The organism is Neopararhizobium haloflavum, from assembly GCF_002750855.1.
GTDB lineage: Bacteria > Pseudomonadota > Alphaproteobacteria > Rhizobiales > Rhizobiaceae > Georhizobium > Georhizobium haloflavum.
This window is the reverse complement of sequence record NZ_NWUC01000001.1, coordinates 251,298-273,049: the sequence shown is the minus strand read 5'-3', so window position 1 is coordinate 273,049 and position 21,752 is coordinate 251,298. Positions and strand designations below refer to the sequence as shown.

General features: G+C 60.8%; 16 protein-coding genes. 3 read left to right on the top strand and 13 right to left on the bottom strand.

Going from position 1 to position 21,752, the window contains the following annotated elements:
• Positions 1-81: 81 nt before the first annotated feature.
• The 5 genes from CN673_RS01435 to CN673_RS01415 all read right to left on the bottom strand — a co-directional run bounded on the left by CN673_RS01435 (position 82) and on the right by CN673_RS01415 (position 7,640).
• Positions 82-1,926, bottom strand: coding sequence for an ATPase (locus CN673_RS01435; RefSeq protein WP_245409728.1), 1,845 nt, complete (start codon positions 1,924-1,926; stop codon positions 82-84).
• Positions 1,927-2,151: 225 nt separating this feature from the next.
• The gene (locus tag CN673_RS01430; RefSeq protein WP_099864329.1) at positions 2,152-2,559 is read right to left on the bottom strand and encodes a hypothetical protein; all 408 of its coding nucleotides are present in this window, start codon (positions 2,557-2,559) and stop codon (positions 2,152-2,154) included.
• A 158-nt stretch (positions 2,560-2,717) separates the two neighbouring features.
• Entirely contained in the window at positions 2,718-6,521 is a 3,804-nt protein-coding gene (gene metH, locus CN673_RS01425) for a methionine synthase (RefSeq protein WP_099864327.1), read from the bottom strand.
• A 46-nt stretch (positions 6,522-6,567) separates the two neighbouring features.
• Entirely contained in the window at positions 6,568-7,287 is a 720-nt protein-coding gene (locus CN673_RS01420) for a Crp/Fnr family transcriptional regulator (protein ID WP_198585856.1), read from the bottom strand.
• A gap of 104 nt (positions 7,288-7,391) precedes the next feature.
• A complete protein-coding gene (locus CN673_RS01415; protein ID WP_099864324.1) occupies positions 7,392-7,640 on the bottom strand; it encodes a DUF6894 family protein in 249 nt (82 codons plus the stop codon).
• A 325-nt stretch (positions 7,641-7,965) separates the two neighbouring features.
• Here CN673_RS01415 and CN673_RS01410 point away from each other — a divergent pair, with 325 nt between their 5' ends.
• Entirely contained in the window at positions 7,966-8,469 is a 504-nt protein-coding gene (locus CN673_RS01410; protein WP_099864321.1) for a YciE/YciF ferroxidase family protein, read from the top strand.
• A gap of 51 nt (positions 8,470-8,520) precedes the next feature.
• On the opposite strand, the gene CN673_RS01405 is transcribed toward CN673_RS01410, so the two are convergent.
• From CN673_RS01405 to CN673_RS01395, 3 genes are all read right to left on the bottom strand, one after another.
• Positions 8,521-9,096, bottom strand: a complete 576-nt coding sequence (locus CN673_RS01405; protein ID WP_099864318.1) for a DNA-3-methyladenine glycosylase — start codon at positions 9,094-9,096, stop codon at positions 8,521-8,523.
• 43 nt (positions 9,097-9,139) lie between these two features.
• On the bottom strand, positions 9,140-9,430 hold the full coding sequence (locus CN673_RS01400; RefSeq protein WP_099864315.1) for a hypothetical protein: 291 nt from the start codon (positions 9,428-9,430) through the stop codon (positions 9,140-9,142).
• Positions 9,431-9,538: 108 nt separating this feature from the next.
• On the bottom strand, positions 9,539-10,309 hold the full coding sequence (locus tag CN673_RS01395; RefSeq protein WP_157928755.1) for a Crp/Fnr family transcriptional regulator: 771 nt from the start codon (positions 10,307-10,309) through the stop codon (positions 9,539-9,541).
• A gap of 624 nt (positions 10,310-10,933) precedes the next feature.
• Here CN673_RS01395 and CN673_RS01390 point away from each other — a divergent pair.
• Positions 10,934-11,767, top strand: coding sequence for a response regulator (locus CN673_RS01390; protein WP_198585855.1), 834 nt, complete (start codon positions 10,934-10,936; stop codon positions 11,765-11,767).
• Between the two features lie 825 nt (positions 11,768-12,592).
• On the opposite strand, the gene CN673_RS01385 is transcribed toward CN673_RS01390, so the two are convergent.
• On the bottom strand, positions 12,593-16,345 hold the full coding sequence (locus CN673_RS01385; RefSeq protein WP_099864306.1) for a DUF4214 domain-containing protein: 3,753 nt from the start codon (positions 16,343-16,345) through the stop codon (positions 12,593-12,595).
• A 443-nt stretch (positions 16,346-16,788) separates the two neighbouring features.
• Here CN673_RS01385 and CN673_RS01380 point away from each other — a divergent pair, with 443 nt between their 5' ends.
• A complete protein-coding gene (locus CN673_RS01380; protein ID WP_099864303.1) occupies positions 16,789-17,142 on the top strand; it encodes a helix-turn-helix domain-containing protein in 354 nt (117 codons plus the stop codon).
• A gap of 42 nt (positions 17,143-17,184) precedes the next feature.
• On the opposite strand, the gene CN673_RS01375 is transcribed toward CN673_RS01380, so the two are convergent.
• The 4 genes from CN673_RS01375 to CN673_RS01360 form a co-directional block, all read right to left on the bottom strand.
• Positions 17,185-18,120, bottom strand: a complete 936-nt coding sequence (locus CN673_RS01375) for an AEC family transporter (RefSeq protein WP_099864301.1) — start codon at positions 18,118-18,120, stop codon at positions 17,185-17,187.
• 72 nt (positions 18,121-18,192) lie between these two features.
• Positions 18,193-20,100, bottom strand: a complete 1,908-nt coding sequence (locus tag CN673_RS01370) for a bifunctional sugar phosphate isomerase/epimerase/4-hydroxyphenylpyruvate dioxygenase family protein (RefSeq protein WP_099864298.1) — start codon at positions 20,098-20,100, stop codon at positions 18,193-18,195.
• Positions 20,097-20,945, bottom strand: coding sequence for a shikimate dehydrogenase family protein (locus CN673_RS01365; RefSeq protein ID WP_099864976.1), 849 nt, complete (start codon positions 20,943-20,945; stop codon positions 20,097-20,099). The genes CN673_RS01370 and CN673_RS01365 overlap by 4 nt, the downstream gene beginning before the upstream one ends.
• A 127-nt stretch (positions 20,946-21,072) precedes the next feature.
• The gene (locus tag CN673_RS01360) at positions 21,073-21,738 is read right to left on the bottom strand and encodes a GntR family transcriptional regulator (RefSeq protein ID WP_099864975.1); all 666 of its coding nucleotides are present in this window, start codon (positions 21,736-21,738) and stop codon (positions 21,073-21,075) included.
• Positions 21,739-21,752 lie beyond the last annotated feature (14 nt).

Genomic DNA, 21,752 nt, shown 5'->3' with positions numbered 1-21,752 from the left:
CATTTCGGGCAAGGACGGCAAAGGTGGTATCGGCAGCAGTGATGTGCCTACGTCCTAAGCCGAAGGCACTAGCCGTCTCACCTATCGCCGATACCGGTCACGCGAAGCGATCACCACCTTTGCGATGACGAGACCGATGATCGGGCATTTGTTGGCGTGCAGCGCCGTCACCAGTCCGGCCAGAAGTTCCATCGAGGTCTCACCCCATTCTGCAACGGGAATGATGCCGTCGAGCATGCCGCCGATCGCCAGCTTTTCGGCGCCGGAAGACAGCGGTGGCAGATCTACGAGGATGACGTCGTAATCCTCCAGATCGGCGAGGACGGCTTTGAAATTCTTCGGATTCAGCAAACCGCGCGCCGCGCTGAAGCTGCTCGGGATAAGGTCGTAGCCTGGCTGGAAGATGGGAACGACGCTATGCTCGATCGCTTCGTCTTCGAGATAGACCTGAGCGGAAGCCCCACGCGGTGCCAGGGCCCTTGAAAGTCCCGCATGGTCGATATCCGCATCGATGACGAGCGTGCGCATGCCCGAAGCAGCGTACAAAAGCGCAAGGTTGCTGGCGACCACGCTGCGGGCATATGAACCAGCCGGCGAGGTCAGCCCGATGCAACGCATCGGATGAGCGGCCTCGGCAAGATTGATCGCCGTTTTTGCTTCCCGCATCGCATCGGTAAATCGCGAACGCGGCGCGCGGCGTGCCTCATCGAGCCGGCCGGCACGATTTCGGCCGTAGCCCACGGTCGGCAACTCGCCAAGGCAATCGACATCGAATGCGTGGCGCACCTGCCGTGCGGAGCGGACCGTGTTGTCGAGCGTGAAGCGCAAGAATGCCAGGCTCACCCCGCCCATCAGCCCGGCGAGCGCGCCGAAGACCAGCGCAAGCTTGGAGCGCGGCGCGCTTGCCGACAGGGGCGGCGTCGCCGGCGTGATCACACGCGCATCGGCGACCGGGTAGGATTGCTGGCTAACCGAGCTCGTATAGGCCTGAAGAAAGCTTTCGTACATTTTTCGATAGGTGTCCGCCGTCACGACGAGCTCTTCCAGCGTCGGCGATTGCGGTGTTTGTCCATCCGTGTCCAGTTCGCGCTCGGCACGCGGAGCGACGCTGTAGTCGTGCTTGGCGCGGAAGGCCTGGGCAATCTGCGTCGCCTCGTTCATTTGCGCACGCATCTCGTTCAGCCGGCTTTCAAGCCATGCTCCACCCTCGCGCGCTGCCTGCGCCTTGGTTTCCACCTGCTCACGCACGAACTGTTCGGACACCGCATTCGCGACGGCGGCCGCATTCTCGGCATCGAGCGAGCGGAACGTGATGTCGATCGCGTAGGACACGCCGAGCCGCCGGACGTCCAGGCCGCCGCGAAACAGGTTCATCGTGCGCCGGTCCTGCTCGAATTCCGTCGGCGCCGTGCGCGTCGCCGCATCATCGGCGAAGAGACCGACGACGAAGTTCTGTGTGTTCACGAACCATGGATGCTCGGCCCATCCCGTAGCCACGCCGATGATTGCGAAGAAGCGCTGGAGACGAATATCGAGGTCGGGACTGCGCGAGCGGTTGAATGTCGCATCAGTCTTCAACCCGAGTTCCTCGATGACCATCCAGGCGATCTTCTCCGACTGCATGACGGCGATCTGGCTTTCGATCTGGGCAGTATCGAGTGACAGATTGACGTCGCCCGTCTGTTGCTGCTGAAGCAGCTGAGGCAACTTCGGATCGATGAGCATCTGGGCCCGCGCCGTATAGATCGGATCGCTCGTCGCGACGTAGAACCATGCGATTGACACGGCGATCGCCATGCAGATCGCGATGGATATCGCGTAGCGTCGCGCAAAGCCCATAATGTCGGACAGGCTGACGAAGTCCGATTCCGCCCTGTTTTTCTGGTCGGAAACCGATCGCCACGGTGCAGTCAACATACTATCCATTCAGGGCCCCAATCGGTTCCAAGCGCACTGGGCTGTTGGCGGTGTCGCTCAACGCGTTCGGCAATGACAGGACCACGACCACGGCCTTCCTCTGGAAGAGCCGTCGCCTGTTTCGTTCGAACCTTTTTGAATGTGCGGCCCTGACCTGCCGAAAAGCTTACGCCTGCCCATTAAAACGTAAACGCCGCCATAGGAGGTAGGAGCGTTACACCGGGCCGTTGGCGGTCATCCAATCGGCATCGGCCCGGACGGAAAGCGGGAAACGGCGGCATGGCCGGTGGCAGCCTTGCTGTGGCTGGTCGCCTGGCGACCGTCCCTGAAGACGACCGGAAGTGAAAGTTGCAGGTCTGCCAGGAACCGCGCCTGAAGAGCCAGTTCGGCCGATCGCCTTTCACCGGCGCACATGCGCTCTTCCATGACGTCGACCGCGGATTGGAGCCCGGCTCGCCCATCATCGTTTTCGAGAGCCTGCATGGCAAAGCCGGCACGTGATGCGGCACGCGCCCGTTGCCGTCCGATCCGGCCGATCTCTCGCTCAATGTCCGTCGTCACCTGCGCAAGGACGCGCTGCAGACGCTGGAGCCGGCGCCCGTCAAGCGACGATGCCGTCAACTCTCCGACGAAGAACCGCATGATCCTCACCTTTCACCATCAGCCGACAACGCTCTGGGCGCCTGCGAAATGATAGCCGAATGAGGATCAGGCAGCAGACCTCCGTTTGACGGATGCGGCCACACGCCCTCGCCCATCCTTGGTAAGGCTTGCCGAAAATCCGCGATCTGGCGGAGCGATCATGCGGCCTCGTCGCGGGTCACATAGTTGAGGACCGGGCTCAGCCAGCGCTCGACGTCGCGGACGGCCATTGCCTTGCGGGCCGCATAGTCCTCGACCTGATCGCGTTCGACCTTGGCGACACCGAAATAGTGGCTGTCTGGATGGGAAAAATAAAGGCCTGAGACGGAGGAACCCGGCCACATCGCATAGCTTTCGGTCAATTCGACGCCAGTGGCGTTCGTTGCATCCAGCAGCCCGAACAAAGTCGCCTTTTCGGTATGATCGGGCTGTGCGGGATAGCCTGGCGCGGGTCGTATGCCGTGATAGCGCTCTGCGATCAGATCCTCGGCCGACAATGTTTCTTGGGGGGCATAACCCCAATATTCGCGACGCACGCACTCATGCATCCGTTCAGCGAACGCCTCGGCGAAACGGTCGGCCAGCGCCTTGACCAGAATGGAGGAGTAGTCGTCGTTTGCCCTCTCGAACCGTTCGGCGATCGCCACCTCTTCAATACCGGCGGTAACGACGAAACCACCGAGATAATCGGTGTGCCCGCCATCTTCCGGCGCGACAAAATCTGCCAGCGCGGTATTCGGCCGGCCGTCGCGCTTGGACAGTTGCTGACGCAGCGAATAGAACGTGGCGAGGTCGCGTTCCCGCGTCTCGTCGGCGAAAAGCCGGATGTCGTCACCGACGCGGTTTGCTGGCCAGAAGCCGATGACGGCACGTGGACGGAACCACTTCTCTTCGATGATCTTCGCCAGCATCGCCTGTGCGTCGGCATAGAGCTGCCGCGCCGCCGCACCCTGCTTCTCGTCTTCCAGAATTTTGGGAAAACGCCCTTTCAATTCCCAGGTCTGGAAGAACGGCGTCCAGTCGATGTAGCGGGCAAGCTCCGACAGATCCCAATCATCGAAGACCTTGGTACCAAGAAAGGACGGACGCGGTGGCTGATAGTCGGTCCAGTCGATCTTGAAGGCATTTGCCCTCGCCTTCTCCAATGGCAGACGCTGCTTCTCGGCTTCCGAGCGGCGGTGGGCATCGGCGACTTTCCGATATTCCTCCCGCACGGTCTCGATATAGGCCGGCGCGGCGCTTTTCGACAGAAGCTTGGAGACCACGCCGACGGCGCGGCTGGCGTCCGTCACGTAGACGGTCTGCCCACGTTCATAACGGGGGTGGATCTTGACCGCAGTGTGCACCCGGCTCGTCGTGGCGCCACCGATCAAAAGTGGTACATCGAAGCCCTCGCGCTCCATCTCGCCAGCCACATGAGCCATCTCGTCGAGCGACGGCGTGATCAGCCCGGAAAGCCCGATCGCGTCGACATGGCGCTCTTTCGCGACTTCCAGGATCTTCGTCGCAGGCACCATGACGCCGAGATCGATGATCTCGAAATTGTTGCAGGCAAGGACGACGCCGACGATGTTCTTGCCGATATCGTGGACGTCGCCTTTCACGGTCGCCATCAGGATCGTGCCCGCCGTCTTCCGGCCGGCGGCTTCGCCTTGCGCGTTCTTCTCCGCTTCCATGTAGGGAAGCAGGATGGCAACGGCCTGCTTCATCACACGCGCAGACTTGACCACCTGGGGCAGGAACATCTTGCCGGATCCGAAAAGGTCTCCGACGACATTCATCCCGGCCATCAGCGGGCCCTCGATCACATGAAGCGGACGCTCCGCATTCTGCCGGGCCTCCTCGGTATCGGCATCGATGAAATCGGTAATCCCGTTGACCAGCGCATGCTCCAGCCGCTTCTCCACCGGCCATTCGCGCCAGGCCAGATCCTTCTCCCTGGCTTCGCGGCCACCGCTTCCCTTGTAGCGCTCCGCAAGCTCCAGCAACCGCTCGGTCGCGGTTGCGTCGCCGCGCGACGGCACCCGATTGAGAACAACGTCTTCACAGGCGTCCCGCAGTTCCGGATCGATCGTCTCGTAGACGGCCAGCTGGCCGGCATTGACGATCCCCATATCCATGCCGGCCTGGATCGCATGGTAAAGAAAGACAGCATGCATGGCCTCCCGCACCGCCTCGTTGCCCCGGAACGAGAAGGACAGGTTGGACACGCCGCCCGACACGTGCACATGCGGCAACGTCTTGCGGATATCACCTGTCGCGCCGATGAAATCGGCGCCGTAATTGTCATGCTCTTCGATCCCTGTCGCGACGGCAAAGATGTTGGGGTCGAATATGATGTCTTCCGGCGGAAATCCGACGGTCTCGGTCAGGATGCGATAGGCACGAGCGCAGATCTCGACCTTGCGTTCTCGGGTGTCGGCCTGTCCGCTTTCATCAAAGGCCATGACGACGATGGCCGCGCCATAGTCGCGGCAAAGCCGCGCCTGCTTGACGAAACCCTCTTCCCCTTCCTTGAGCGAGATCGAGTTGACCAGCGCCTTGCCCTGAACGCACTTGAGCCCGGCTTCGATGACCTCCCACTTTGAAGAGTCGATCATCACCGGAACGCGCGCGATATCCGGCTCGGCAGCGACGAGGTTGAGAAAATCCCGCATCGCGGCGGCCGAGTCGATCAGACCCTCATCCATATTGACGTCGATGATCTGCGCGCCGCCTTCGACCTGATCGCGTGCCACGGCGAGCGCCGCCGCGTAGTCACCGCCCGTGATCAGCTTGCGAAACTTCGCCGACCCGGTCACGTTGGTCCGCTCGCCGATGTTGACGAAAGGAATGTCGGGGCGAAGCGTGAAGGGTTCGAGACCCGAAAGTCGCATCCGCCGCTCCGGTGTGGCCACGACACGCGGCGCATGGCGGGACACCGCCGCCGCTATTGCCGCCACATGCTCGGGCGTCGACCCGCAACACCCGCCAACGATGTTGACCAGGCCTTCGCGGGCGAACACCTCGACCTGGTCGGCCATTTCTTGCGGGCTCTGGTCGTATCCGCCGAACTCGTTTGGAAGACCGGCATTGGGATATGCGCAGACGAGCGTTTCTGCGACCTCGGAGAGTTCCGCCAGATGCGGCCGCATGGCATCAGCGCCGAGGGCGCAGTTCAACCCGATGGTGAACGGGTCGGCATGGCGCACCGAATGCCAGAACGCCGTTGGCGTTTGACCGGAAAGCGTACGGCCCGACAGATCGGTGATCGTGCCGGAAATCATGATCGGCAGCGTGATCCCCCTGCGCGAGAACACCTCGCGGCAGGCAAAGATCGCAGACTTGGCGTTGAGCGTGTCGAAGATCGTCTCGATCAGGATGATGTCGGCCCCGCCGTCGACCAGTCCTTCGATCTGTTCGCCATACGCTTCGCGCAGGTCGTCGAAGCTGACGGCGCGGTAGCCCGGATTGTTGACATCCGGCGAAATGGACGCCGTGCGATTGGTGGGACCGAGCGTGCCGGCCACAAACCGCCGCTTGCCGTCCTTGTCTTCAGCCCGCCGTGCCGCACGCCGGGCAAGGCGCGCGCCGTCGCGGTTGAGTTCGTAGACCGCGTCCTCCATGCCGTAGTCGGCCTGTGCGATCCGCGTTGACGAAAACGTATTGGTCTCGAGAATATCCGCTCCCGCCAGCGCATAGCGGTAATGAATGTCTTCGACCGCAGCGGGCTGCGTCAGGATGAGAAGATCGTTGTTGCCGCGCTGGTGGCATGCGCAGCCGCTGAACCGGTCGCCGCGAAAATGGTCCTCATCGAAATCCAGACCCTGGATTTCCGTGCCCATGGCCCCGTCGAGGATGAGAATTCGCTCCGCCGCAGCGCGACGCAGCGCGGTCAGGACATCCACGCCCGAGCGTGGCCCGTCGTCGGGACCGAAAAGAGCATCACTGAAGGGCGCGGAATCTGTGGGAGCATTGGCCATATGCCTAGCTCACATAAAGACATCTTTATGTCAATATGTCATTACCTCAACGACGCTCGGGCTCGAGATTGAGGTAGATGGGCTCGAACTGCGCAAACCGTTTCAGTGAAGTCCAATTGACGATGGTGATCTGACTGTTTTGCCATCGGATCAGGTCGCGTTCGCGCAATTCGCGGATCGTGCGGTTGATATGGACGGTCGAAAGACCGAGCGCATCGCCAAGCTCGATCTGGCTGATCGGTAGGCGGAAACTGTCCTCTTCCACCATCTCCACGACTTGCAGTCGGCAGAACATCTCGCAGATCAGATGCGCCAGCTGCCCCGCCGCCGACAGACGCCCGGACGTCACGATCCAGCGCCGGTGGATCGCCGCGTCGATCAGTGTGGACAGCCACAACAGACGCGTCAGATGCGGCTGCGTCTGTGAAAGTTCGCGCAAGTGCGTGTGTGGGACCATCGCCACGCGACAATCCGTCAGGGCGGCAACCGAATGATCCATGCGCGCCAACAGAAAACTGTGCAGGTCAACGAAATCGCCGGGAACGTGGATTGCGCTGATCTGTCGTTTGCCATCGGCAAGAATGTGATACCGCGCGGAGAACCCGGAAAGCAGCATGCAGCTTTCGGTCGGGTTGTCGCCCTCGCGCACGATGTCGACCTTCGCCGGAAAAACCTTCTGGTTCGCGCTCATCTCCAGGATGATGTCGCGCTCGGCAGGACTGAGCGCATCGCGCTTTTCCAGATGAAGAAGCAGGGGATTGGTCAAAACGAAAGCTCGCGCGTGAATTCAACCGTGCCGCCAATCGAACGGCGAAGCAGCTTGGTCTGCATGATCATTGAAATATCCTTCCCCCCGATTTCGTTGGCGATCTATTCCCGGCGCAGAAGGTCGGAGAATCTGAACCGCAAGACCAATTCGCCCTCGGCGTCATAGATTTGCGCGACCCAGCCGGTTCTGTCGAGGCCCTCCGATATGCCCTCCCGCATGAGATCCTTGGCACCCTTGACGGCTTCCTCGCACAGCGCGCCATCTGCCAGATCGATGCCGTCGGACCGATCGACGAAGCCGTCTTTGCCGCAAAACTCGAAATAATAGGTGGGCAACGTTTTCTCCACCATGAGTACCCATGCTTCGGCATCACCTTGGATCGGGATGCCGCAACGGCGGCGAGAGTCGCGGACCGGACGGGACAAGGGTGGGTGCCGATCCCAAGGCCAGGCGGGAAATCGGAAAAACCGTCCTGTGCCCTATGCCGTCGCGTCCGATTGACACGGCCCGCGGCTCCGACTCCTGAACCCTGGCAAGGCGGCGATGTTCCCGGCCGACGGCAAAGACTTTTTCTGGTGCCACATGTCCAAGGTCCGGAACATCGGACATGGCTCCCGGTTCGGCAGGACCCCGTGCCGGACGGCACGGCGCCCACCGAAAAAGGAGCATCAAACGATGGGACTGTTCTCGAAGGATATCAAGACGATGGACGATCTCTTCGTGCATACGCTGCGCGACATCTACTATGCAGAGATGCAGATCGAGAAGACGCTTCCCAAGATGATCGAAAAAGCCGGAAATGCGCAACTGCGACAGGGACTTGAAGATCACCTGAAGGAAACGCGCGGCCATGTCGAACGGCTCGAACGGGTTTTCGAGATGCACGGCGAAAAGCCCAAGGCCGTCAACTGCCCCGCGATCGACGGCATCTTGAAGGAAGGCGACGAGATTTCCGGCGAAGTGGACGACCCAAAGGTCCTCGACGCGGCTATCGTCGCAGCCTGCCAGGCTGTCGAGCATTACGAGATGACGCGCTATGGCACGCTGATAGCCTGGGCGCGCGAGCTGGGGCGAAACGACTGCGCCGAATTGCTCAAGCAGAACCTCGAAGAGGAAAAGGCCGCGGATGCCAAACTGACCGACCTGGCCGAAAGCCGCGTCAACAGTCTGGCTGCGTGATGCCAGCCATGGAAGCGGTCATGGGCGTGGACGCTTTTGCGCCCATGACCATCAAAAGCGCCGGCTGACGAAGGAAGAGCCGGCAAGGCCGAACCGCCACGGCAGTTCTTTGGCCTTCGATATGCCGATGCGCGGCCCGCTCAGAACAGCATCGCCCACGGGGGCCGCCATCGGCAACGCGATGGAACCGAACGTATCGCACTGAAAGGGCTGGCCGTTGTCGGCGTGAGAGATGGCCAGCGCCTGACCGATCTTTCCCGGCCCCGAGCAAAGCGAGCGCAGGTCCGAGCGTCCGCGTCGCTCTTGCATCAACGCGATGGCGGTCGTCGGTTCGAGCGCGCGGATCAGGACCGCGTCTCCCCTCCGGCACACGACGTTGAGGCACCAGTGAACGCCATAGGAGCGATAGACATAGGCGCGCCCCGGCGGGCCGAACATCGCCCGGTTTCCCTTCCTTTCGCCGCGGAAACTGTGCGAGGCGGGGTCATCGCCATGATAGGCTTCCGTCTCCACCACGACGCCACCGACGCCGCGCACGAGAAGATGGCAGCCGATGAGATCGCGCGCGACGGCACGAGCGCTGCGCTCAAAAAAATCGGCCGGCACCGGCTTTGGAAAAGACGTCATGGTCTCACCTTAGCCGGGCCGGCGCTGATTGTGGATGATGGCCTCAGGCGCTGGCGGCCTGGTCCGTCCCAATCGACTGCTGGCGGATTTCTCCAATGAGCGCGATGCAATCCTTGCGGCATTGCGCAAGCATGCCGGGATCACCAGCGACTGTCGCCAATTGAAGATTGAGGTAGGCATCGTTCAGCGAGCGAAGCATCCGCTCGCCCGTCGTCCTGTCCGCGATTCCGAGCGCGAGTTCCGCGGCCAGCCGCCGCGTTCGCAAAAGCCGGGCCTTGTCGGGTATCTTCGGATCGTTGACATGCGCAAGCAGTTCTTCCGAAACGTTCGTCATAACCACCGTCCTTTCAAACGTGGCAGGATGTTTTCGCGTTGCCTAATTCAGCGCAATAACAAAGGTTAACCGGGCGATGATTTGATCTTCTGCAACAGTTCTCACGATTCAGCGCAGATACGCGCCGTCGAATTCCGCGATGGCGGCCAGCCGGTCGCAATCGAGAATATCGAGTCGACCGGCTTCGAAGGACGCCAGGGCGCTCTCGCGCATGATACGCAGCACGCGGTTGACGTGGACGACCGACAGGCCAAGCACATCCGCAAGGTCCGCCTGGCTCAGTGGGACGGCAAGCGACCCGTTGACCGGCTCACCGCCTCTTATCCTCACCGCCAGCTCGCAAAAAAGCATCGCCATGCGCTCCAGCGCGGACCGGCGGCCGAGCGCACCGATCCATGCTTCCAGGATCGCCTGCCGCCTGCCCATCTGGCGAATGATCGCACCATCCACCTTGGGATTCGTCCGCATCGCGCCAGACAGTTCGCCGGGTGAAAGGCTCGCGATCATCGCCTCGCTCATGGCGAGGATATTGCCCGCAGCCTTCGCCCCGCCGAGCGCCGTCGCATTGATGAGGTCGCCGGCACAATAGATCGCCAAGATCTGCCGTCTTCCGTCGGACAGCAGATCATAGCCGACGCAAAGCCCGGCATGCACATAGATGATGCTGGGCGCCGCCTCCGCGCAGGCGATCTGCGCTTTCGCCGGCACTGTTCGTATCTGGGAGAAGATGTCTTCGAGCTTCACCGCGGCAGGACCCACCGACATCGGTCCGTGGAACAGTTGCCGGGCATGGCTTGAGCGATGGACGAAGGGATCAATGCGGACATGAAGAGGACGGGATGTGGACCGGACATACTCGTGGAGTGGCCGCGACTGCATGCTGCTCCCCCGAGTCGGCAGCGACATTATCCGCAACCCTGCCGCCCGCAACTTACACATGTTAATCGCAAGGCTGGATGGTGCGGGCACGCCAGGCCAAAACACACGTTCGGTCATGCGGCGCCGCTCGTGTGTCACGCAACCCCAAGGCAGATGGCGCGATGCCCTGAAACGTTTCAGATATCGAAGGAATCTCGCTGGTTGATAAAGCTGAAAATAGAAGCACTGTTGAAAAAGCGCCTCCTAGCCGGAAGCAGTGTTGTGTTGAGGCAAAAAATCCGGATTATGCATCAGCATTGACCTGACCTTTGCTTCGCCATTCTGTTGAGCGACTGAGACCCACTCCCAGAACCTTTAGTAGACGAATTTGAAGAAGCAACTTATTGGTGCGCCGATAAGTATTTACCCCTATATACAATTTCGAACTCATAGCGGTACATTATACGGGCAAGATTCACCTGGAATTAACCCGGAAAGGCATCAGACTGAACCCTAATTGCCCAGGCGACAGGGGTTGATTGTCAATTTGAAAGTTTTTGGGGTTTATATTCGGGGCGTTTCTGCTTAGTATAGAAAAGGTAAATTCACATCGTAGCGTAGCAAAGTTGGTGATCGATGTTGAACTTGGCCACAGACTCAGTACAGCAACCGCATATCGGTCGGCGCAAGGCGACGGCCCAGTCGGTCCTGCTGGTCGACTCCGATCTGACGTTTCTCGACAGGGTACGCTCGGAACTGGAGCAATACGAAGTGGACTGCCACGTGGCGAGCAGCGCGGACGAGGCGCTGATCCGGTTCGGTGAACAGGGCTCCATCTCGTTCGTTATCGCGAATATCGACCTGCCGCGCATCAGCGGCATCGAACTCATTCGCAAACTGTCCTTCTGGAAGCGGCGATATTTCGCCGGCATTCTCGTCGCCAACGACGCGACGTTCGACGATGCCATCTCCGCTTTGCGCCATGGCGTGACCGACTTTTTGTTGAAGCCGGTCTCCACAGACGAACTCATGAGCGCCATCAACCGGGCCATGGTCACGCGTGTCGGTGAAGGCGATGGCGGCCGTGAGTCCGTCACGATCGAGGGACGCGAAAAGATCATCGCGCACCTCACCTCGGCGCGCAACGCGCGCCAGCATATACTGGGGGATCGGGAACTTTCCGACATCGCCTGGCATATGTTTCTGGAAATCGCGCTGGCCGAGGGGCTCGGCCGCAAGATTTCCGTCTCGAGTGCGTGCGTTGCCAGCCATGCACCGTCGGCCACCGCATTGCGCCATCTCGCCAGGCTCGAAAATTACGGCCTGGTGAAACGCACTGAGGATCCGGCCGACCGGCGCAGCTGGCTTCTCTCTCTGACTGACAGCGGCCATCAGGTGCGCGATCAGTTCATCGACCGCATTACCCGCGGCGGCATCCTGCGTTTCGACGCGCAGCAGACCCGCCGCGACCTCTACTGACAAGAAGCCGACCTTCTACCGGGGAACTGCACTGACAGCCGGGGCCGAAAGGCCCCGGCCTTTTTGTGCGCGCAGCCAACCGGGAGGAACGGATTCACCGCAGCATGCTCGTCGATTCACCAGCAGTCTAGCCTCCCGCAACCCCCTTCCTCCGTCATGCCTGTGCTCGTCACAGGCATCCATACCGTTGAGCGCCCCGCAGCAAGGTTCTCTCGACAGAACGCCCGAGCCGAAAGGGGAGAGGCATGGACCTCTGTGACAAGCACAGAAGTGACGGAGGAGAGAGACATCACCCTCCCCCTTTTCCCCGTCCCTCGCGCCCGTGCCATACTCTCCTTTCCTTCGCCGCGACGGGATGGGACAGGTCGACGGTCCGGCCCAGGGCGAAGGACGGCGCTTCCGCCAGCGGTGAAACGTGGCCGCCGGCCGGAGAGATCCCGAAACGGTTCCCCCTGGCACTATGACCAGGTTCGGCTGCGTGCCCGTGCAAGCGGGCCGGCCGCGCGTCCCCGAAAGGCCGAGCGCCCGAAGGGATGGCCGGTCCGCGCAGAGAGCTTGAACCGGGATCTGACGGAGGATGCTCCCGAGAACGCCGCCGGGGCGCGAAGACCGCGCCATGACAACACACATCTCCAGGCGGCTCGATCCTTGCGCCCCGGACCCGTCACTGCTGCTTTCCCCCTGGCGCCCGCATGGGCCGAAAGGGCGCTTTCGCGCGCCCGCTGCCGACCGCACAAAACAAAAAGCGCCCCGGCACGAAGCCGGGACGCTGAAAGACCACCAAGGTCGGGGCACGCAGTACGAAAAGCCCCTCCCCGCCCGGCCTTAGACGAAGTCGACCCAACTGGAAGAGATCGAGCCGAACTGATTGGCTGCACCTTCCAAGGCGATTTCAAATTCAGCTTCGTTGAACAGGACATCTCCTCCGTCATTGAGGAAAGGTGCGATCCCGAAACTTCCAGCGTCTTCGTTGAAGAGCAGCTGAACGTCGGCGCCGTTGGTGTCCTGATTAAACGTGCCGTTTTCGTTGTAATTGCCGATGCGGGCGACCATTCGAACATCCAGCGTTGGATCGCCAGCTCCGATGATCGTCGCTGCATCGTCCTCATAAACTGCGATCAAGTAGTTCCCGGTGAAAGCCCCGTCAGTGTCGATGAAGATCACGTCGCTCGAGCCGGAGAAATCTGTGATCGTGTCCTGCATGAAGCCGTTCGGGTTGTTTGATTTGCCCGTTTCCACTGCATCGGGGAACTTGCCGTCAGTGAAGTCAAACCAAAACTGATCCGCACCAGCGCCACCGGTCAGAACATCCCCAAAGATGCCGTTGTCGGGATCGGCGTTGCCATTTGCGCCGCCGACAATGATGTCATTGCCAGCGCCACCATCGAGAACGTCGTTCCCAGCAATCTGATCATCGTCATCAATGCCAGTGTTGCCAAAGTCAGACGTGATGTCCGTACCGTCGGTGTCGCCAACATCTTCATCGTAGCCCGTATCGCCATACAGACGATCATTGCCGGCACCACCATTGACGACATCGTCTCCGAACAGGCCAATCAGCACATCATCACCACCGTTACCGTTAAGGACATCGTCCTCGTGGGTAGCGGATACCTGATCAGCCTGGTTCGAGCCGTTGAAGGTGAAGCCAGATGCATCAGTCGGGTCAGCGTGGATCACGGTCAATCCAGAGCCTGTTAAGCCTACAGCATCTATGGTCGCGAAGTTATCGTTCGCGAACAGGAAGCCGCTTACCGTACCGGCTCCCGACACTTCGAGGAGCGACCCGCCTGCCTGAGCATTGAGGTCTAGTCCGATGAGATTGTTACGATTGACAAAGTCAAAGTCGGGGGCACCGATAAGTCCGCCGATCGGCATCGCATTCATTCTGACGTCGCCGAATGCATCACCCTGCACGACTGCACCTTGTGCAGAGTTGATGGTCATCTGATTGACGGAAGCAGCAGAAAGCCAATCGTCCCCGCGAAGCGTGACCTGTGCGCTGGTGCCGGTCGTGATGGCAATCTGATCGATGGTTGCAGCACCATCGGGACCATCAGCCTCAATCTCACCGACATCAATGAACGAACTCACGCCTGCGCTAATCGTAATGTTCTCCAGATCCTCTGCTTCTTCATCCGTCCCAATCGAACCAACGGCGATGTCGCTATCGCTAGCCGATGTGATCGAGTAGGTCTGCAGACTGCCAGCCTCACTCATCAAATCGCCGCCGATACCCGGCAGAAAAACATCGCCTGCTGCGGTTGAAACAATTGAGAGCGTTTCGACGGCATTGCCATCAACGATCACTGTATTCGCGTCGTTTGACTCGTTGACCGTGAGGTCCGCGGCGGAGTTGTTTGTGATGGTCACGCTTTCGGTCGTGTCTTCGTCGACACGAATGCCGTTGGAGACCGTGACATTGGCCGTGCCGTTGTGATTCAGCGCAAAGCTGGTCGCGTTACGGGCTTCGATGCCGCTGTCGTTGCCGGCATTGCCGATGGCTGTGGTGCCGCCGACGATGTTGACCGTCAGGTCGGTCTCGCCTTCGCCGTCATAGTCGACTTCCACGCCCTGATCGAGATTGCCTTCGACGTTGATGGTCGCGAAGGTCTCGTCCATGTTGTTGAAGTCGGCCCGGCCGGTCGAAGCGCCGAGATTGGCGGTTGCCAGGTCGTCGACATTCGTGCCGTCGAAGGTGACGGCCGCATTGAAGACCGCGTCGAGGCTTTCAACGCTCGTCATGGTCGGCATGCGGGTGCCGTTGTCGGTGAATTCGGCCACCACGGTGTCGTCGCCTTCGCCGCCATCGACCGTGTCGTCGACCAACGTGTCGCCGAAGTCGATCGTGTCGTCACCGGAGCCGAGCGTCACCGTCATCGTCTCGGTCGATTCCGAAACGTTGAGGCTGGCATCCGATTCCAGTTCCGCAGCGTCAAGCGTCGTGATCGAGGCATCGAGTGCGCCGACGATCGTGAAGGCAAGACCGGCCGCGCCGCCCGAGATGTTCAGCGTCTTGGTGTCGACACCGATCAGGTCTTCCATCGTCGAACCGAAATCTTCGGTGTCCTGAACGTCGAGATTGACCGTCTCGGTGCTCGAGTTGGCGTCGGTCTGCAGTTCGAGCGTGCCGTTGAACTCACGCACGGCGACATTCACCGTCTTGTCGCTGGTGTTGAGGTCCTGACCGTCGAAATGCAGCGTCACGGTGCTGCCGACTTCGACGTCATTGGCCAGAATGCTCGGAATTTCCGTGCCCTGGATTTCGCGCATCAGGAAGTCGGTGTTGTCGTCGACCTCGATGATGTTGACCTGCTCGATATTGGTCCAGTTCTCGGCGTTGACGACGACGGTCCCGTTCGGATTGATGTTGACGACGGAAATGTTGTCGAGCGAGCCGGCTTCCGTGCTGTCAGTGAAGAAGAAGTTGACCGTGCCGGACGAACCGGTGATCGAGTCGCCTTCGTCCCAGGTCGCGCTGGTGCCGACGACGGTGTCGAATTCGCCGATCGTGAGAACGTCGATACCCGTCGTCAGCAGCGACGAGGGAACCGGCGGGAACGTATCGGGGTCGAGACCGAGTTCGATCAGGCCCGTTGCCTGGTCGGAGGTGATCGTCTCGTCGCTGCCATCGAGCGAGAGAGCAGAGGCCTGGTCGAGAAGCGCCGGGTCGGCCGCAAGCAGGTTGGCCGCGCTGTCGGAAATCTCGAAGGTCACGCCTTCGCCCAATGTCGCGATCGCGAGCAGGGCTTCGGCTTCGGCCACGGTGAGCGGACCGGAAGGCGATTCTGTCGCCGTGACGGAATCAGCGCCGGTGATCGCCGGATCATCGGCATTGGCGAGAATGTTGTCGGCAGAATCCTCGATCGACCACGTGAAGTAGTCGGCGATGTCGAGCTCGTCGGAGTTGACTGCGCCTTCAAGGATTTCCGTGACGGCGGCAAGTGACGCCATCGCTTCGGCGATGGTCACCGCGCCGGCGTCGAAGGATTCGCCCACGATGCGGTAGAAAGTCGGCAGGTCTTCGCTTTCCAGCGCTTCGGCGACCGTGAGGTCCTGAACGCCGGCAACGAGATCCTGAAGGGCGGCGTCGACCTGTGCCTGCGAGGGCTGGCTGGCCGGGTTCGAGGTCACGTTCTGGAGGAACGCGATACCGAAGGCGATGGCATCGCCGCCGACATAGGCGTTGATCTCGGCCTGCGTGTTGATCGAAGCCGTGAACATGTTGGCCGCTGCTTCCTTCGCCTGGATCATTGCCAGGTCCTGGTTCTGCGCGGCGTCATAGATCGCGATCGCGATCTGCTCGATCGTGTAAGTGCCGTTTTCGAAGACTTCGACCCAGTAGGCCAGATCGCTCATCTGCGCGTCGCGCTCGAAAAGCGACTGATAGATCGAGTTGATGATGTCGTCTGACGAAAGACCTTCAAAACGGGCGAGATATTCTTCTTCGCCCGCCAGAGAACCATAGATAACGTCCAGGTTCGCCCCATTGTTTGTTGCATTCTGATAGAATGCCAACCCCCGCGGGTCCGCCGGACGCCCGAACAACGCAATATAAATTCCCTGCACACTAGCCATGGGAACATCCTCTCCAATTGTACACAGTTACATCAGGCACCCGAAGACACCATTCCGGCATCCCGCCCGGACCTCCAAGGTCAACCAGTCACTAGACTTGGTACGTTAAGGTGTCAATCGTATATTCAAACCCAAACGGGGACACTAATACTGATTTTTGTCATTAACGATCATATTGATTGTCAATTTTTAAACCATACAAGACTACATACATGGCGCAGAACCGCAGGTTTGATCCAGCGACGCCGATTCACCACTCATAATGGTGGCGTTATTTGGTCCAGAATGGAGAGGCGAATGACGGCTCAAAGCAATCAAAATGGGCGCGATTGTATTTGCTGCACTAAACGGCGACTGCTATCGATTTTAGTGTCAGCTTGAGTAAGACGACGTGCAACTTTTACTTCTTGGGATATCGGGCTCTATAGCAAAGGTCGAACACCGTGTACTCGCATCCGCAACAGGGATTGGATACGTCGGAAGTCCTTCGTCTCAGGCAGCGTGCCGGCCGCTGGGTTCGCATTCTGCGCGAGAACGCAGGTCTGTCGCAGCGCGAACTCGCCAAGGCGACGGGGATCGACTATTACAGCTTTATCTCGCAGATCGAATCCGGACGAGGCCGCATTCCGCCGGAGCGCTATCTGGCCTTTGCCGAAGCGTTCGGGATCGATCCCAAGCATTTCGTCCAGGAATTGCTTCGTTATTACGATCCGATCACCTACGACATTCTGTATTCGCGCGATCCGGTTTCGCCGCAGATCGGCGCGACCCGCGCCCGCGCGGAGCAGGAAGGCTGACCGTTTCCGGATGTGAATGAATGCGCGCTGACCGATAGCCGGTCAGTTGCCGGATACGATGCCGAGCAGCATCGTCGTCGTGAAGAATGCGGCGAGGGTCGCCACCATGAGCGCGGCCGCACAGACGCCCTCCATCCCGAAACGCTGACCGAAGATCGGATAGACGCTCAGCATCGGCACGCCGGCAAAAATGACGGCTGCGACGACGAGATCCGGATCGACCCCTGGAAGCAGCATGAACCCGAAGGCGACGGCCAGGGGGTGTGCGATCAGTTTTGCCGCCACGATCAGACCGACATCGAGCGCCATGCTGCCAAGGCGCAATCCGACCAGTGCCGCGCCGATGACGAAGAGTGCAGCGGGCGCTGACGCCGTCGCCATCATGCCGATCGCCGTATCGACCGGGCCGGGAAGCGTGACGCCCGAGAGCGAAAGCGCCATGCCGATCACGATGGCGATGATGATCGGGTTGCGCACGAGCCGCCGCCCCGTCGCCCTGAGGATCGTTGCCAACGACTGCCCGGATTGCAGGCCGCTTTCCGCCAGTGCCAGAGCGAGAGGAATGATCACCATGTTCTCGATCATCATGTTGAGCGCCAGCCCTACCGCGGCCAGTTCCCCGATCACCAGCACCGCCACCGGATAGCCGATGAAGCCGCTGTTGGACCCGGAACTGCCGAGCGCGGCGATCGCGGCATGGGACAAGGATCGCCCGACCGCGTAGCGCATGACCAGGAACATCGCGCCGAAAACCAGAAGCGATCCGATCGCATAGGCGGCGAGATAGCGTGCGTCGAAAAGCTGGTCGAAGGGCTTGGTCGAAAGCGCGTCGATGATCAGAGCCGGCAGCGCGAAATTGAGCACGAAGACAGCCAGGGCCTGCGCCTGATGCTTGGCGACGATGCCGCTCAGCACGGCGACGAAGCCGACCCCGATCAGAAGGAAGATCGGCGCGGTGATGGAAAAGAGGTCTAGCATTCGCCGCGAAAGAGGAAGGAATTGAAATGGATTGGGCGCATCAGATGACGGCCACCATAGCCGCTGACACCGCTACTGTCTCGGCATCCCCGGCGCGCGCAGATGTCTTTTCTGCGCGGCGATGCGGAACTGCGCGTTGGCGGCGCCATAGCCGCGATAGCCCCCACGGCGCTCCACCACCTCGAAGAAGAAGCCTTCACCATAGCTTGGGCTGTAAATCTGGAAACATTCGCCGTCGCCATCGCGGTCATAAAGGACGTTGTGCGCCCGCAGCCGGTCGGAAAAATCCGGCTCCAGACCGAATCGGGCCTCCAGATCGTCGTAATAGTTGCGCGATATCTCCAGCGGGGTAAGCCCGTTGTCGCGCATCGCCTGCGCCGCGGCGAAGATGTCGTCGGTGACGAATGCCACATGCTGAACGGCCGAACCGAAGCTTTCTGCGATGAAGCGACCGGCGAGCGTGCGCCGATTCTCCGCGCCGTTGAGCGTGATGCGCAGGGATCCCTCGCCGTTTTCGATCGCCTGGCTGCGCACAAGGCCCGCCGGGTCGACGACATCCACCATCGCCGTCTTCCGTGTGTCGAAGATCGCGGTGTAGAAGAGCAGCCAGGTCAGCATCTCCTCATAATTCATGGTCTGCGCGACATGGTCGATGCCGGTGAGCCGGCCATCCGCCGGCGACGCCTCGAAGCCATCGACGGGCCGAAATTCCTTATCCCACACGGCGGTCAATTCGGTCTTGTCGTCAAGAAAATGAACGAGCCCGCCGCCGACGCCACGGATCGCCGGTATCTTGAGCTCGCCGGGCCCGACCGGCTGGTCGAAGGGTTCGGCACCGAGCGCGCGTGCGCGCGCCACCGTCGCAGCCGCATCGGCGACCTTCAGGCCGATCGCACACACTGACGTACCGTGCACGGCATAGGAGGCATGGGCGAAGCCTTCGCGCTCGCTGTTGATGATGAGGTTGATTCCGCTCTTGTCCGGGCCTTGCCGCCAGAGGACGACCTCTTTCGAAACATGCTTGCCCACCTGGCGAAACCCGAGCCCGCGCAGCATCCGGCCGAGCGTCGCCGCTTCCTCTTCATCCGCCGCGAACTCGATGAACTCGACGCCGGAAACCGATACCTTGTCCGGCATCTTCGGAACGGCGATCTTCACGTCGGGCTCGCGCCGAACCACCGCGTCCATCAGGGCGACCAGCGAGCGCCGCCCATCGACGGCGATCGAGCGCGGCGAACCTCCGCGAAACTGGTCGTTGAAGATCTCCAGCGACAGCGCCCCATCGTAGCCCGTGGCCGCGACGGCGCGCATGAAACCGGCGACGTCGAGATCGCCCTCGCCCGGCATGTTGCGGAAATGCCGGCTCCAATAGAGCAGGTCCATATCGATGCGCGGTGCGTCGGCCAGTTGGACGATGAATATCCGGTCACCGGGGATCGAGCGGATCGTCTCCACATCGATGCCGCGGGCCAAAGTGTGAAAGCTGTCGAGTATGATCCCGATCGCGGGATGATCGGTCCGGCGAACGATTTCCCAGGCGTCCCGGTGGTCGAAGACGTGCCGCCCCCAGGCAAGCGCCTCGTAGCCCACCCGGATGCCGCGCGTTGCTGCCCGCTCACCCAACTCGCGAAAGTCAGCGGCAGCGCGGTCGATCCCGCCGAGCGCCACCGGCGACACGCTAGAACAGACGAGCATCAGGTCCGTGCCCATTTCCCCCATCAGGTCGAATTTCCGCTCCGCACGCTCAAACGCGCGCCGACGCTGTGGCTCCGGCAGTCCCTCGAAATCGCGAAACGGCTGAAACAGGGTGATGTCCAACCCATGGTCGCGCACCATCCGACCGACTTCCGCGGGCGTTGCGTCATAGGCCAGGAAATCGTTCTCGAAGATTTCCACACCGTCAAAACCGGCCGCCGCGATGGCCGCCAGCTTTTCCTTCAGGTCACCGCTGATCGAGACTGTGGCGATCGATGTCTTCATGCCGTTTGCTTCAGGTTTGGATCGGTCGCTTCGAGCGCATCACGCAACGCCGCCTCGTCCACATCAAGGCCGGTGAACAATCTGAACGCATCGACGCCCTGGTGAAAGAAGAGCTCATATCCGGAAAGCGTGCGCAGGCCTGCCGTCTCCGCCTCGATCAGGAATTGCGTGTCCACCGGCGTGTAGACGGCGTCGAAGGCCCACCGCTTGCCGCCGAGCAGTGGCGCCGGCATCGCGCTGCCCGGATAGCCCACCATGCCGATCGGCGTACAGTTGATCAAGCCGTCGGCGGGCTGGCACGCCGCGTCGATGCTGTCCGCAATCGCCACCGTCATGCCGCTGGGCTGCAGGGATGCACGCAGCGCCTCTGCCTTTGCCTCATCGAGATCGTACAGCAAGAGTCTCTCGCAACCGAGATCTGCCAGCGCGAAGCCGATGGCCTTGCCAACCCCGCCTGCCCCGGCCATGGCGACAATACCTGGCGACATGTCCCCCAAGGCGGACCGGAACGCATGGACAAACCCGGTGTAGTCGGTGTTGTGACCCTGCGGTCCTTCGCTTTCGAAGAGTACGGTGTTGCAGGCGCCGATTGCCGCGATCACCGGATCGGCCACGGTCAGCTTGCGCACCACCCTTTCCTTGTAGGGATAGGTCACATTGATGCCGCGGAAACCCTCACGCATGCAGAAATCGAAGGTGCTTTCGAAATCCTGGCCGATATCGCTCGGTATGAGCCGTTCATAGGAAACGTCCTGACCTGCAAGCGCGCCCGCCAACTCGTGAAGACGCGGCGAACGTGATCGTGCGATATTGTCTCCGATCAGTCCAAGCCGGATCGCGGCCATGTCGTTCTCCTTCCGAAAGAGCGGAGCCGCGCACGCGGCCATACCCGCTAGGCTTAGCTTGAGCGGATTGCGCGATCAACGCAGATCATCAATTTTCTATGACGAAATTCGTTTCGTCATATTTTTCTCAGGAAATCGTTCCTGTGGCCAAAGCATGGTCCACCCCGCCATTGACATGGTCCGCTAGAACACGCGCGGCTGCGTCTGCGTCGCGTTTCAGCGCACAATCTCTGAGCAACTGATGCTCCCGGGCCGCGACGTCGCCGCGAAAGCTTAACGCAATCATTTGATAACGCAGATATTTGTCGAAAATCGCGGCATGCGTTTCCATCAGCGCGGCCGATCCGCAGGCCGAAATCAACGCCTGGTGAAATTCCCAGTCGTAGCGCTTCCAGTCCTCGGTATGGCTGCGCTCGCCGCTCTCCATCAGCCGCTCCATCGACGCCAGCTTGTGGTGCGCGGCCACGACGCGCCCTTCCCATTCCATGTCGCCGACTGCGAAGGATTCCTTCAGCGCGTGGCTTTCCAGCAATAAGCGAAGGGCCGCAATCTCCCGCAAATTTTCGACGGAAACCGGCGACACCTCAAATCCGCGCTGGCCTTCGGCGACCACAAGCCCTTCTGACGCAAGACGATTCAATATCTCGCGCAAGGTTGAAACGCTGGCACCGTAGGTCTCGCGCAACCGGTCGAGTCGCAGCTTCTGGCCCGGCCGCGCGCGGCCGAATATGATGTCGCTGCGCATGCGGCGATAAGCGTTTTCGCCGATCGTCTCGACGCTGGAGTCGATGATTGCACTCAATGTGT